This is a genomic window from Citrobacter sp. MGH103 (assembly GCF_001034475.2).
Taxonomy (GTDB): Bacteria; Pseudomonadota; Gammaproteobacteria; order Enterobacterales; family Enterobacteriaceae; genus Citrobacter; species Citrobacter freundii.
Window position 1 is genome coordinate 123,859 of the sequence record NZ_CP073043.1, and the last position, 13,438, is coordinate 137,296.

The 13,438-nt window shown below is 52.9% G+C and carries 11 protein-coding genes; 8 read left to right on the top strand and 3 right to left on the bottom strand.

All coding sequences use genetic code 11. From position 1 onward, the window contains the following. Positions 1-10: 10 nt before the first annotated feature. The 3 genes from mtlR to mtlA form a co-directional block, all read right to left on the bottom strand. Complete coding sequence (gene mtlR, locus SK33_RS00620) at positions 11-598, bottom strand: mannitol operon repressor MtlR (RefSeq protein ID WP_003024179.1); 588 nt, start codon at positions 596-598, stop codon at positions 11-13. After that, on the bottom strand, positions 598-1,746 hold the full coding sequence (mtlD, locus tag SK33_RS00625; RefSeq protein ID WP_003024180.1) for a mannitol-1-phosphate 5-dehydrogenase: 1,149 nt from the start codon (positions 1,744-1,746) through the stop codon (positions 598-600). The genes mtlR and mtlD overlap by 1 nt, the downstream gene beginning before the upstream one ends. 220 nt (positions 1,747-1,966) lie before the next feature. After that, the gene (gene mtlA, locus SK33_RS00630) at positions 1,967-3,883 is read right to left on the bottom strand and encodes a PTS mannitol transporter subunit IICBA (protein ID WP_003024181.1); all 1,917 of its coding nucleotides are present in this window, start codon (positions 3,881-3,883) and stop codon (positions 1,967-1,969) included. A 531-nt stretch (positions 3,884-4,414) separates the two neighbouring features. Here mtlA and SK33_RS00635 point away from each other — a divergent pair. From SK33_RS00635 to SK33_RS00670, 8 genes are all read left to right on the top strand, one after another. Further along, positions 4,415-4,777: a DUF3302 domain-containing protein gene (locus SK33_RS00635; protein WP_003024186.1), complete on the top strand. Its 363-nt coding sequence runs from the start codon at positions 4,415-4,417 to the stop codon at positions 4,775-4,777. Positions 4,778-4,779: 2 nt separating this feature from the next. Beyond that, on the top strand, positions 4,780-5,916 hold the full coding sequence (locus SK33_RS00640; RefSeq protein ID WP_003024188.1) for an HlyD family secretion protein: 1,137 nt from the start codon (positions 4,780-4,782) through the stop codon (positions 5,914-5,916). A gap of 70 nt (positions 5,917-5,986) precedes the next feature. Next, positions 5,987-6,595 carry a glutathione S-transferase gene (locus SK33_RS00645; RefSeq protein ID WP_003024191.1) on the top strand — a complete coding sequence of 203 codons (609 nt, stop codon included), beginning with the start codon at positions 5,987-5,989 and terminating at the stop codon, positions 6,593-6,595. 98 nt (positions 6,596-6,693) lie between these two features. Next, complete coding sequence (selA, locus tag SK33_RS00650; protein ID WP_048218826.1) at positions 6,694-8,085, top strand: L-seryl-tRNA(Sec) selenium transferase; 1,392 nt, start codon at positions 6,694-6,696, stop codon at positions 8,083-8,085. Then, positions 8,082-9,926 (top strand): selenocysteine-specific translation elongation factor, encoded by a 1,845-nt coding sequence (selB, locus tag SK33_RS00655; RefSeq protein WP_048218825.1) that lies wholly within the window; start codon positions 8,082-8,084, stop codon positions 9,924-9,926. Before selA ends, selB begins: the two co-directional genes overlap by 4 nt. A gap of 189 nt (positions 9,927-10,115) precedes the next feature. Beyond that, positions 10,116-11,267 carry an L-threonine dehydrogenase gene (gene yiaY, locus SK33_RS00660; RefSeq protein ID WP_003844555.1) on the top strand — a complete coding sequence of 384 codons (1,152 nt, stop codon included), beginning with the start codon at positions 10,116-10,118 and terminating at the stop codon, positions 11,265-11,267. Positions 11,268-11,359: 92 nt separating this feature from the next. Further along, positions 11,360-12,898, top strand: coding sequence for an aldehyde dehydrogenase AldB (gene aldB, locus SK33_RS00665; protein ID WP_003837670.1), 1,539 nt, complete (start codon positions 11,360-11,362; stop codon positions 12,896-12,898). Between the two features lie 211 nt (positions 12,899-13,109). After that, positions 13,110-13,433, top strand: a complete 324-nt coding sequence (locus tag SK33_RS00670) for a DUF3302 domain-containing protein (protein ID WP_003024200.1) — start codon at positions 13,110-13,112, stop codon at positions 13,431-13,433. Positions 13,434-13,438: the final 5 nt, after the last annotated feature.

Sequence of the window (13,438 nt, forward strand, 5' to 3'; positions counted from 1 at the left end):
AAGCATCGTCTTATTTTTGAAAGGCTTTTTTTAAGCTGATTTTAGAAATCAGCTCGGTCAGGGAAAGTACCATCGTGGAGCGCACCATCTGCTGGTAGCGCTGGATCTGCATCGCGTGCAGACCTGAGTCTGAGGTATCAAACTGCGGTGGCGGCGGGAGTGCCGTCACGCAGTGGAGTTCGCCAAACGGACCAAGAATTTCGTCGTCGGTGAACGCATATTCATTGCCGTCATGGTTTAACTCTTCCCGCAGCGCCATCAGAAGCTCGGCGTCTTCATACTCCGGTCGGCTGAGCACGCCCAGACCGTAGATGAGCTTCAGGCGAACGGAAAGATCGCCCAGCGGACCGTCGCCGTCAAGCAGTGGTTCTACAGCATATTTCACCGCATAGTCGTCTTTGCGAAATACCTGAAGCACAAGAATATTCACCGCCTCGGTGAGCAGTTCTACGGCGGTGATGAGGAAGCTGCGTACGGTTTTGCCAGCATTCAGACGCTCAAGCACACGATTTTCAAAGGCCTGCGTTTGTTCCATTATTGCCTGCATATCTGACAATCTATTATTTAGGCGCAGGATATCCTGCGCCAGGTCCTGCATCATTTCTTTGCGTTATACGCGTTAACAGCCTCAAGCACGACATCGCTGTTGGCATCCAGCCCGGAAACTTGCGCCAGCGCGGCCTGTGGACCTTTTTCGTCAATCAGCGCGGCCAGTTCCTGTGCCTGCGGATCTTCTTCGCTGCGATAGTGCATCGCTGCCGCAATACCGATAACCAGATTCGCATGCGGCAAACCATACTCCAGCGTACCCAGCAGCGGTTTAATCAGACGATCTCCCGCGCTCAGCTTACGCAGCGGCTGACGACCCACGCGCTCAACGTCATCTTTCAGATACGGGTTTTCAAAGCGACCGAGGATTTTCTGAATGTATGCCGCATGTTTTGCTGCATCAAAACCATAGCGTTTGATCAGTACCGCGCCGCTCTCTTCCATCGCACCTTTTACCACTGCGCGGATTTTCTCGTCGAGAATCGCGTCACGGATGGTCTGATGACCGGTCAATTTTCCGAGGTACGCGGTTATAGCATGCCCGGTGTTCAGCGTGAAGAGTTTACGTTCGACAAATGCCATTAGGTTATCAGTTAATTCCATTCCTGGAATATTTGGTAGTTCACCTTTGAACTGTGTTTTGTCGACAATCCACTCACTGAAGGTTTCTACGGTAACTTCCAGCGGGTCATTGGTTGCTGAAGCCGAAGGCGGAACAATGCGGTCCACGGCGGAATCGACGAAGCCAACATGTTCTTCAACCCAGGCTTTGTCTTCATCTGCCAGCGCGTTCATTACATGGCCTTTCAACTGGGTCGTTCCGCGCACCATGTTTTCACAGGCGATGATATTCAGCGGAGTAGCTATACCCTGTGCCTTGCGTTTAACCAGCCCTTTGGCGATGGCCGGAGCGATACGCTCAAGCACGACTGGACCGACGGCGGTAGTGACTAAATCTACATGGGCAATCAGGTCGACGACATCATCGCCGATGCTGCTCACGGCGTTGACGCCGGAGACGGTATCAACCTGTTCGTTTTCACCTACGACATGAACCTGATAGCTATGACGGGCATTCAGGGCATCGAGTACGACCTGATTTACATCCGCGAACGTCAGCTGTATCCCCGCGTCCGCCAGCAGTTTGCCGATAAAGCCACGACCGATATTACCTGCGCCAAAATGTAATGCTTTCATAGTATTAACCTTCATCAATGTTTTTACCCAAGAGGGCTGGGGTGAGGCTTTTCCCTCAACCTAACCCTCTCCACAAGGGAGAGGATATCGCCTTCATATTTCGAACTGCAGATGCGTTGGCTCTCCTCGCTCACCCCAGTCACGTACTTATGTACGCTCCTGGGGATTCACTGCGTTGCCGCCTTCCTGCAGCTCGAACTATTTTGGAGATACTTAACCGTTAAGCTTTTTTACCCGCCAGCAGCTCCAGAACTTCATCCACGCTGGTGGTATGGGCCAGACGTTCGATCACGGATTCGTCATCCAGCGCGTTGGTCAGGCTGGTAATCACCTGGATGTGCTCGTTGTTACGTGCTGCGATACCAATCACCAGGCGGGCAATATCGTCTTCTTCTTCACCGAAGCGAACGCCTTCCGGGTACTGGCAGAACACCACACCGGTTTTCAGCACACGGTCTTTGGCTTCAACCGTTCCGTGCGGTACTGCAATGGACTCGCCGAGGTAAGTCGGAGTCAGTTTTTCGCGGTCCAGCATCGCCTCGACGTATTCTGGCTCAACGTAACCGCCTTTCACCAGTTGCTCACCAGCAAAGCGAATTGCTTCCTCTTTGTTAGTGGCTTTACGACCGAGGAAGATATTCTCCGCACCCAGTTTGAACAGGTGAGTATCACCCTCTTCAAAGCTGTCTTTCAGGTGATCGCGGACTTTCTCTTCGTTCACGTTGTGGCGCTGTGCAGCGACCAGACGTTCGGTCAGGTTGGAGTACAGGCCACTGTCGAGGAAGTTGGTCAGCGAAATGTGCTGTGCCTGAGGCACCTGGCGCATCGCGCGTTCGGTCAGGTCACGGTGGGTAATGACCAGATCCACATCCGGCGGCAGATTGTTAATCGCGCTGTTAGTGACGGAAATCTGAGACAGACCTGCATCCTGTACTTTCTTACGCAGTACGCCCGCACCCATGGCGCTGGAACCCATACCGGCATCGCAGGCAACAATGATTTTACGCACATGGCTCAGGTCGTTGGTCACGTCGCCAGCCGCCAGCGGAGATGCGCCTTTGGATTCCGCTTTCATGTCGTGCATACGACGGGTTGCGGCATCAATGTCATCATCTTCTTTCACTTTGCTGGTTTTCAGCAGAATGGCTGAAACCACAAAGGAGACTGCCATAGCAGCACAGATAGCAGCGATGTTAGCGAAGTAAGCGCCCTTCGGCGTCATGGCCAGCACGGCCAGGATAGAACCCGGAGAGGCCGGAGAAACCAGACCGCCGTTCAGGATAGTCAGGGTAAATACGCCAGTCATACCGCCGAGGATAACGGCCAGGATCAGACGTGGGTTCATCAGCACGTACGGGAAGTAAATTTCGTGGATACCACCCAGGAAGTGGATGATTGCCGCGCCGCCCGCAGACTGCTTAGCGCTGCCGCGACCGAAGAACATGTATGCCAGCAGAACGCCCATACCCGGACCCGGGTTAGCTTCAATCAGGAAGAAGATGGATTTGCCCATCTCATGGGACTGCTGAATTCCCAGCGGTGAGAAAATACCGTGGTTGATGGCGTTGTTGAGGAACAGGATTTTCGCCGGTTCAACGAAGATAGACGCCAGCGGCAGCATGTCATGGACAACCATGAAGTTAACGCCTGCCGCCAGGATTTTGGACAGTGCTTCAACCAATGGGCCAATGCCAAGGAATGCCAGAATGGCGAGGATCATCCCGATGATGCCTGCGGAGAAGTTATTCACCAGCATCTCAAAACCGGACTTGATCTTACCGTCTACCCAGTTGTCGAAATGTTTGATAGCCCAGCCGCCCAGCGGACCTGCGATCATCGCGCCGAGGAACATTGGCATATCTGCACCGACGATAACGCCCATGGTGGTGATAGCACCAACCACGCCGCCACGTTCGCCGCCAACCAGCTTACCACCGGTATAACCGATCAGCAGCGGCAGCAGATAGGTGATCATAGGACCGACAAGCTTCGCCAGCGTTTCGTTCGGCAACCACCCTGTCGGAATGAATAATGCGGTGATAATACCCCACGCGATAAACGCGCCGATATTTGGCATCACCATGTTGCTGAGGAATCGACCAAAGCTTTGCACCTTGATCTTAATATCGGATGACATAAAAACACCCCTTCTTATGTTTGCTATCGCGCAGGCTGAAAGCCCGAGGTTTGTTAATGTAGCGGCAGGAGGTAGCCGGACCCTGTAGATACTGCGAAATCTGGCACTGAATCGTTCAACTGTCCAGTCGACGACCTTTTATGTGATATTCGTCACGTAAATATAGGGTGTATGGCGTTAGTTAATGTGATCTTAATCACAAAATATCGGTACAAAAAAACATCACTGGATCAGAATTCGCCAAAAATGGGGGGTAAATGTGAACTGATTCACATTTTATCCTTTGCTGTTTGTTGAATCTTTGTGATGCAGATCGCAAAGTATTTTCATCTGCATTTGCTCGGATGTGATCTACAGCAGGTTCTACCCCCCGATATTTTTATTGCAAAAGAAAGCAACTTCTCACCAGAAAAAATATTTATTTTGTGGTATGGCGAAAACCCCAAACTGCAGTTATGTTCAAAACATCAGCCTGGGTGCATGCGGCTGCCGGCATAAAAAAACTCTAATTAGCGTGAATTCGAGGCAGGTATGTTTCTAAATTATTTCGCACTGGGCGTGCTGATCTTCGTCTTTCTGGTTCTGTTTTACGGAATCATCGCCATTCACGATATTCCCTATAACATGGCTAAAAAACGCAACCATCCTCATGCTGATGCCATTCATACGGCGGGTTGGATTAGCCTGTTTACACTCCATGCAATATGGCCGTTCCTGTGGATTTGGGCGACGCTCTACCAGCCTGAACGTGGGTGGGGCATGCAATCACACATCATGTCGAACGGAAAGGACCCAGACCCCGAGATTGCCGCACTGGCAGCGCGCATCACCCAGTTGGAAAAAAGACTGGATGGGGAGAAGAAAACAGATTACTCCACCTTTCCGGAGATTTAATCATGGATTTGTTGATAGTCCTGACCTATGTGGCCTTTGCCTGGGCCATCTTTAAAATATTCCGTATTCCGGTAAACCAATGGACGCTCGCTACTGCTGCATTAGGTGGGGTATTCATTGTTGCGGGACTGATCTTATTAATGAACTATAACCACCCGTATACCTTTACGGCGCAAAAAGCGGTTATTTCAATTCCGATCACTCCGCAAGTCACAGGAATTGTTAGTGAGGTAACGGATAAAAATAATCAGTTGATTAAAAAAGGCGAAGTGTTATTTAAACTCGATCCAGGCCGCTATCAGGCACGTGTTGACAGACTGCAGGCTGATCTTGTTACCGCCACACACAACATCGACAATCTGAAAGCCCAACTTTCTGAAGCCGTCGCCAACACTACCCGCGTTTCCGCTGAACGCGATCGTCTGTATAAAGATTATCAACGCTATTTGAAGGGCAGCCAGGCGAAGGTTAATCCCTTCTCTGAAAGCGATATCGACAACGCCCGGCAGAACTATCTGGCACAGGACGCGCTGGTAAAAGGTTCCGTTGCCGAACAGACGCAGATTCAGAGTCAGTTAGACAGTATGGTCAACGGGGAGCAATCTCAGGTTGCGTCTCTGCGCGCTCAGCTCGCTGAAGCCAAATACAATCTTGAGCAGACTATCGTCCGTGCCCCCAGCAACGGCTATGTTACGCAGGTGCTTATTCGGCCCGGGACCTACGCCGCCGCACTACCTCTGCGCCCGGTGATGGTATTTATTCCAGAACAGAAACGGCAAATTGTGGCGCAGTTCCGCCAGAACTCGTTGCTGCGTCTTAAACCGGGTGATGAAGCGGAAGTGGTCTTCAACGCGCTGCCTGGTCAGGTTTTCTCCGGCAAGTTGACCTCTATTCTTCCGGTTGTGCCGGGCGGTTCTTATCAGGCGCAGGGGGCATTACAGTCCTTAACGGTGGTGCCGGGTACCGATGGCGTGCTGGCTACGATTGAGTTGGATCCTAATGCCGATGTGGATGCGCTGCCGGACGGTATCTATGCTCAGGTGGCGGTCTATTCCGACCATTTCGCTCACGTGTCAGTGATGCGTAAAGTGCTGCTGCGCATGACCAGCTGGATGCATTATCTTTATTTGGATCATTGAGACCGTCATCACCTGCCATTTACGGTGACCTGAGCCATACTGATATTTTTGTTGGCAAAAAGGACCCGGCATGAAACTTATTGGCAGCTATACCAGCCCTTTTGTGCGTAAAATTTCTATTCTGTTACTGGAAAAGGGCATCACCTTCGAATTTGTGAATGAACTTCCCTATAGCGCGGATAGTGGCGTGGCGCGTTATAACCCGCTAGGAAAAGTACCTGCGTTGGTCACCGATGAGGGCGAGTACTGGTTCGACTCTCCGATTATCGCAGAATACATCGAGCTGCTGGATATTGCGCCAGCCATGCTACCGGGTGAACCGTTAGCGGCACTCAAAGTTCGTCAACTGGAAGCGCTGGCCGACGGTATTATGGATGCGGGATTAGTCTCGGTGCGCGAGCAGGCTCGCCCCGCCGCGCAGCAGTCAGAAACTGAATTGTTACGCCAGCGGGAGAAGATCACCCGCAGTCTGGATATGCTGGAAGGCTATCTGGCGGACGGTACGCTGAAAACGGATACGGTTAACCTGGCTACCATCGCGATTGCCTGTGCCGTCGGTTATCTCAATTTCCGTCGGGTCGCGCCCGGCTGGTGTGTGGACCGCCCACGTCTGGTCAAACTGGTGGAAACGCTTTTTCAACGCGAAAGTTTTGCCCGCACAGAACCGCCAAAGGCTTGATGCAGATAATACCTGCCTGAGCAAAGTCACGGTACAATCCTTCCTATATCGATAGCCCTCTCCGTGGTGGAGAGGGCCACCAACAGCCAGGCCCTTTCATGACAACCGACATGCGTTCACTCTACAGCCAGCTTCCCGCTATCGATCGTTTATTGCGCGATAGCGCCTTCCCAGCCTTACGTGATTCTCACGGTCATACCCGGGTGGTTGACCTGCTGCGTCATATGCTTGACGAAGCCAGAGATACGATTCGCGACACGCACGCGCTCCCGGCATGGTGTGAGGACTGGGCGCAAGAAGCCAGCGCCCGGCTGGAACGAGAATCGCAAAGCGCGCTGCGTCCGGTGATTAACCTGACCGGAACGGTGCTGCATACCAACCTTGGGCGAGCGTCGCAGGCCGAAGAAGCGATCGAGGCGGTGGTGCAAGCCATGCGCACGCCAGTGACGCTGGAATACAGCCTGGATGATGCCGGACGTGGACATCGGGATCGGGCGCTGGCGGATTTACTCTGCCGTCTGACGGGAGCGGAGGACGCCTGTATCGTCAATAACAATGCGGCAGCGGTTTTACTGATGCTGGCCGCCACGGCCAACGGCAAAGAGGTGGTCGTTTCGCGCGGTGAGCTGGTGGAAATTGGCGGCGCGTTTCGTATTCCGGACGTGATGTGCCAGGCCGGATGTGTTCTGCGCGAAGTCGGTACCACCAACCGGACCCATGCGAAAGATTACCGTCAGGCGGTGAATGAAAATACCGCTCTGCTGATGAAAGTCCATACCAGTAATTACAGCATTGAAGGCTTTACGAAGTCGGTGGATGAGGCTGAGCTGGCCGCTATTGGCAAGGAACTGGATGTGCCGGTGGTGGCGGATCTCGGCAGCGGCTCACTGGTCGATCTCAGCCAGTATGGATTACCGCAGGAGCCGATGCCGCAACAGCTGATTGCCGCTGGCGTCAGTCTGGTGAGCTTCTCTGGCGATAAATTACTGGGCGGGCCGCAGGCCGGGATTATCGTCGGTAAAAAAGAGATGATCGCTCGCTTACAGAGCCATCCGCTGAAACGCGCATTACGGGCTGATAAAATGACACTGGCTGCGCTGGAAGCGACGCTGCGACTCTACCTGCACCCGGAAGCGCTGGCGCAGAAGTTGCCGACGTTACGCCAGCTCACTCGCTCGCAGGAGGCTGTCCACGCGCAGGCCCAACACTTACAGGCACGGCTTGCCGAGCATTACGGTGACGAATTCGCCCTGAACGTCATGCCTTGCCTGTCGCAAATTGGCAGCGGCTCGCTACCGGTTGATAGGCTGCCCAGCGCGGCATTAACCTTTACCCCCCATGACGGACGCGGTAGCCGCCTCGAAGCACTGGCCGCCCGTTGGCGTGCACTGCCCGTGCCGATCATTGGCCGGATTTATGATGGCCGCATGTGGCTGGATCTGCGCTGCCTTGAAGACGAGACCCGGTTTATGGAGATGATGCTGAAATGATTATTGCAACCGCCGGACACGTTGACCACGGAAAAACAACGTTATTACAGGCGATTACCGGCGTGAATGCCGACCGTCTGCCGGAAGAAAAAAAGCGCGGCATGACCATCGATCTCGGCTATGCCTACTGGCCGCAGCCGGACGGGCGGATACTGGGATTTATCGATGTGCCCGGACACGAAAAGTTTCTGTCTAACATGCTGGCGGGTGTCGGTGGGATTGATCACGCGCTGCTGGTGGTGGCGTGTGATGACGGCGTGATGGCGCAAACGCGTGAGCATTTGCAAATTCTGCAACTGACGGGTAATCCGCAGATCACCGTGGCGCTTACGAAAGCCGACCGCGTGGACGAAGCAAGAATTGAAGAGGTGCGTGCGGAAATTCAGGCCACGCTGGGGAATTATGGTTTCGCGGAGTCGGTGCTTTTCGTCACTGCCGCCAGTGAAGGCCGTGGCATCGAGGAACTGCGCGAACATTTGCTGCAATTAACGTCGCGCGAGCATGCCCGCGATCACAGCTTCCGCCTGGCGATTGACCGTGCCTTTACGGTTAAAGGCGCAGGGCTGGTGGTGACCGGGACGGCGCTCAGCGGTGAAGTGAATGTCGGTGACACACTGTGGCTCACGGGCGTCAACAAACCGATGCGCGTACGTAGCCTGCATGCACAAAATCAGGCCACCGATCGCGCGCAGGCGGGACAACGTATTGCGCTAAATATTGCCGGTGATGCGCAAAAAGAAGAACTTAACCGCGGCGACTGGCTGCTTGCTGATGCGCCGCCAGAGGCGTTTACCCGCGTGATTGTCTCTTTAGAACATGCCGCGCCGCTGATGCAGTGGCAACCGTTGCATATTCACCACGCTGCCAGCCACGTTACCGGGAGAATCTCGCTGCTTGAAGGGACGCTGGCGGAACTGGTGTTTGATACGCCGCTCTGGCTCGCCGATAACGATCGTCTGGTGCTGCGCGATATTTCGGCTCGCACGACGCTGGCAGGTGCGCGCGCGGTCACGCTCAATCCGCCGCGTCGCGGGAAGCGTAAGCCGGAATATTTGCAGTGGCTGTCGGCGTTGGAAAACGCACAGAGTGATGGTGACGCTCTGGCGTTGCATCTGACGCGTGGAGCGGTAAATATTCCCGACTTCGCCTGGGCGCGTCAGCTCAACGGTAACGGCATGCGTCCGTTGATCGAGCAGCATGGTTTTATTCAGGCAGGATACAGTCTGTTGGATGCCACTGTTGCAGCGCGCTGGCAGCGCAAAATCCTCGATACGCTGGCGACTTACCACGACCAGCACCGCGATGAGCCTGGACCTGGGCGCGAACGCCTGCGCCGGATGGCTTTGCCGATGGAAGATGAAGCGCTGGTCCTGCTGCTGATTGAAAAGATGCGCGAGAGCGGCGTCATCCATAGTCATCATGGCTGGCTGCATTTGCCCGATCACAAGGCCGGTTTCAGCGATGAGCAGCAGGCTATCTGGCAAAAAGCAGAACCGCTTTTTGGCGATGAGCCGTGGTGGGTGCGCGACCTGGCAAAACAGACGGGCACGGATGAGCAAATGATGCGTGTGGTGTTACGACAAGCGGCGCAGCAAGGCATCATCACCGCGATCGTGAAAGATCGTTATTACCGTAACGATCGGATAGTGGCCTTTGCCAATATGATCCGCGAACTGGATCAGGAAAGGGGATCGACATGTGCCGCTGATTTTCGCGACAGGCTTAACATCGGGCGCAAATTGGCTATTCAGATTCTGGAATATTTTGACCGCATTGGTTTTACTCGCCGTCGGGGAAATGATCATTTATTACGCGATGCATTGCTGTTCCCCGAAAAGTAATGAAACAATTAATTCAGGAATTAAATGAATTAATACAAAATAGATATTGATTGAAATAAGCACATTAGATTATGAACCTAATGTGCTTTTTAATTGTGGTTGTTATTAAAATAACAACCATGATCATATTCTGTTGGATATTTCACTCGTATGCTTCCTGACTCTTTTAGAGTAATTAAGGATCGTACAATGGCTGCTTCAACATTTTTTATTCCTTCCGTGAATGTAATCGGCGCTGATTCATTAAAAGACGCAATGAATACAATGGCGGAATATGGTTTTCGCCGTACGCTGATTGTCACGGATGCCATGCTGACGAAATTAGGTATGGCTGGCGAGATTCAAAAGGCATTACAGGAACGTGATATTTTCAGCGTAATTTACGATGGTACGCATCCTAATCCCACAACCAGCAACGTTGCCGCTGGCCTGCAAATGTTGACTGAAAACGACTGTGATAGCGTTATTTCTCTCGGTGGCGGTTCTCCACACGATTGTGCAAAAGGTATTGCGCTGGTGGCGGCTAATGGTGGGGATATTCGCGATTACGAAGGTGTAGACCGTTCTGCAAAACCGCAGCTGCCGATGATCGCCATCAACACCACGGCGGGTACGGCATCTGAAATGACCCGCTTCTGCATCATCACCGATGAAGTACGCCACATTAAAATGGCGATTGTCGATAAGCACGTTACGCCGCTGCTGTCGGTTAACGACTCCTCGCTGATGGTCGGCATGCCGAAGTCTCTGACGGCGGCTACCGGTATGGATGCGTTAACCCACGCTATCGAAGCCTACGTGTCGATTGCTGCCACGCCGATTACCGATGCATGTGCGCTGAAAGCGGTCACCATGATTGCGCAAAACCTGCCGGTCGCCGTTGAAGAGGGCAGTAATGCTCAGGCGCGCGAAGCCATGGCCTATGCGCAGTTCCTCGCAGGTATGGCCTTTAACAATGCCTCTCTTGGCTACGTGCATGCAATGGCGCACCAGCTGGGTGGCTTCTACGATCTGCCACACGGAGTATGTAATGCCGTACTGCTGCCGCATGTACAGGTATTTAATAGTAAAGTTGCTGCCGCCCGCCTGCGCGATTGCGCCTCGGCAATGGGTGTGAACGTTGCTGGTCTGAGCGAAGAGCAAGGGGCAGAAGCCTGCATCGCGGCGATCCGCGAACTGGCGCAGAAAGTGAATATACCGGCCGGTCTGCGTGAGCTGAACGTGAAGGAAGAAGATTTTGCCGTTCTGGCGACTAATGCCCTGAAAGATGCCTGTGGTTTCACTAACCCGATTCAGGCGACACATGAAGAAATCATGGCGATTTATCGTGCTGCCATGTAATTCGTGATACCTGTCGTAAAGCAGTAAAAGGCTGGCGAATAATTCGCCAGTCCCGTCTACCCTTGTAGTACCCCTACAGCAAGGAGACGGTCATGACCAATAACCCCCCTTCAACGCGTATTTACCCCGGCGAGTATGGTTACCCCCTGAAGTTAAAAGCCCGATACGATAACTTTATCGGTGGTGACTGGGTCGCCCCCGTGGACGGCGAGTATTACCAAAACCTGACGCCGGTAACCGGGCAATTACTGTGCGAAGTGGCCTCTTCCGGCAAAAAGGACATCGATCTGGCACTGGATGCCGCGCATAAAGTAAAAGATAAATGGGCGCAGACTTCCGTGCAGGACAGGGCGGCGATTTTGTTCAAAATTGCCGATCGTATGGAGCAAAATCTGGAGCTGCTGGCAACGGCTGAAACCTGGGATAACGGTAAACCCATCCGCGAAACCAGTGCGGCCGATGTGCCGCTGGCAATTGACCATTTCCGCTATTTTGCCTCCTGTATTCGTGCGCAGGAAGGGGGAATCAGCGAGGTTGATAGCGAAACCGTGGCTTATCACTTCCATGAACCTCTTGGCGTGGTAGGGCAAATTATCCCGTGGAACTTCCCGCTGCTGATGGCCAGCTGGAAGATGGCACCCGCGCTGGCGGCGGGTAACTGCGTGGTGCTTAAACCTGCGCGCCTGACGCCGCTGTCCGTACTGTTGCTGATGGAAGTCATCGGCGATCTGCTCCCGCCTGGCGTGGTGAACGTGGTAAACGGCGCGGGTGGGGAGATCGGTGAGTATCTGGCGACGTCAAAACGTATTGCGAAAGTGGCGTTTACCGGCTCAACGGAAGTTGGGCAGCAGATCATGCAGTACGCTACGCAGAACATTATTCCTGTCACGCTGGAACTGGGCGGGAAATCACCCAATATCTTCTTCGCGGACGTGATGGATGAAGAAGATGCGTTCTTTGACAAAGCGCTGGAAGGTTTTGCATTGTTTGCCTTCAACCAGGGCGAAGTGTGTACCTGTCCGAGTCGTGCGCTGGTTCAGGAATCCATTTATGAACGTTTTATGGAAAGAGCCATTCGTCGGGTGGAAAGTATCCGTAGCGGCAACCCGTTAGACAGCGTGACGCAAATGGGCGCGCAGGTGTCGCATGGTCAACTGGAAACTATTCTGAATTACATCGACATTGGTAAGAAAGAAGGAGCAGATGTTCTCACCGGCGGGCGGCGCAAGCAGCTGGATGGCGAGTTAAAAGAGGGGTACTACCTCGAACCAACCATTCTGTTTGGTAAGAACAACATGCGGGTTTTCCAGGAGGAGATCTTCGGGCCGGTTCTGGCTGTCACAACGTTTAAAACCATGGAAGAGGCGCTGGAAATCGCTAATGACACCCAATATGGGCTTGGTGCTGGTGTCTGGAGTCGTAATGGAAATCTGGCGTACAAAATGGGACGTGGGATTCAGGCAGGGCGAGTTTGGACCAACTGTTACCATGCGTATCCGGCACATGCGGCGTTTGGTGGCTATAAGCAGTCGGGCATCGGGCGCGAGACGCATAAGATGATGCTTGAACATTATCAGCAAACCAAGTGCCTGTTGGTGAGCTACTCTGATAAACCACTGGGGCTGTTTTAATTTCACGTCTCTTACTGCCCGGTCGCGTTTAGCGTACCGGGCATCAAGTTATGTCCTGCAGCTCGAAAGACGACGTGTATATATAGAAACCCATATATCGTTATATAAATAAGAAAATTGCATCCAGTCTGGTCATTCCAATACTATTATCAACTCTATTGTTTAAATCAAATTGCATCTGAATTCCTTAATTTAAATCCCTGAGGCAAATATGTTCCTTAATTATTTTGCATTAGGAGTGCTTATTTTTGTATTCCTGGTCATTTTTTACGGGATTATTATTCTGCATGATATTCCCTATCTAATTGCAAAGAAACGTAACCACCCCCATGCCGACGCAATACATGTTGCGGGTTGGGTTAGTTTGTTTACCTTACATGTTATTTGGCCCTTTTTATGGATCTGGGCAACGCTTTATCGTCCGGAGCGCGGATGGGGTATGCAGAGCGCGGATTCTTCCCTGATCCAGCTTCAGGCAAGGGTTGCGGATCTGGAAAAGAAACTGGGTGAGGCCAAGACCTCTCCGGCGGAGTAATATCG

What these genes read in the sequence shown, in the direction of transcription:
- mtlR (WP_003024179.1), bottom strand. Translation starts at nt 598, where the DNA reads ATGCAGGACCTGGCGCAGGATATCCTGCGCCTAAATAATAGATTGTCA.
- mtlD (WP_003024180.1), bottom strand. Translation starts at nt 1,746, where the DNA reads ATGAAAGCATTACATTTTGGCGCAGGTAATATCGGTCGTGGCTTTATC.
- mtlA (WP_003024181.1), bottom strand. Translation starts at nt 3,883, where the DNA reads ATGTCATCCGATATTAAGATCAAGGTGCAAAGCTTTGGTCGATTCCTC.
- SK33_RS00635 (WP_003024186.1), top strand. Translation starts at nt 4,415, where the DNA reads ATGTTTCTAAATTATTTCGCACTGGGCGTGCTGATCTTCGTCTTTCTG.
- SK33_RS00640 (WP_003024188.1), top strand. Translation starts at nt 4,780, where the DNA reads ATGGATTTGTTGATAGTCCTGACCTATGTGGCCTTTGCCTGGGCCATC.
- SK33_RS00645 (WP_003024191.1), top strand. Translation starts at nt 5,987, where the DNA reads ATGAAACTTATTGGCAGCTATACCAGCCCTTTTGTGCGTAAAATTTCT.
- selA (WP_048218826.1), top strand. Translation starts at nt 6,694, where the DNA reads ATGACAACCGACATGCGTTCACTCTACAGCCAGCTTCCCGCTATCGAT.
- selB (WP_048218825.1), top strand. Translation starts at nt 8,082, where the DNA reads ATGATTATTGCAACCGCCGGACACGTTGACCACGGAAAAACAACGTTA.
- yiaY (WP_003844555.1), top strand. Translation starts at nt 10,116, where the DNA reads ATGGCTGCTTCAACATTTTTTATTCCTTCCGTGAATGTAATCGGCGCT.
- aldB (WP_003837670.1), top strand. Translation starts at nt 11,360, where the DNA reads ATGACCAATAACCCCCCTTCAACGCGTATTTACCCCGGCGAGTATGGT.
- SK33_RS00670 (WP_003024200.1), top strand. Translation starts at nt 13,110, where the DNA reads ATGTTCCTTAATTATTTTGCATTAGGAGTGCTTATTTTTGTATTCCTG.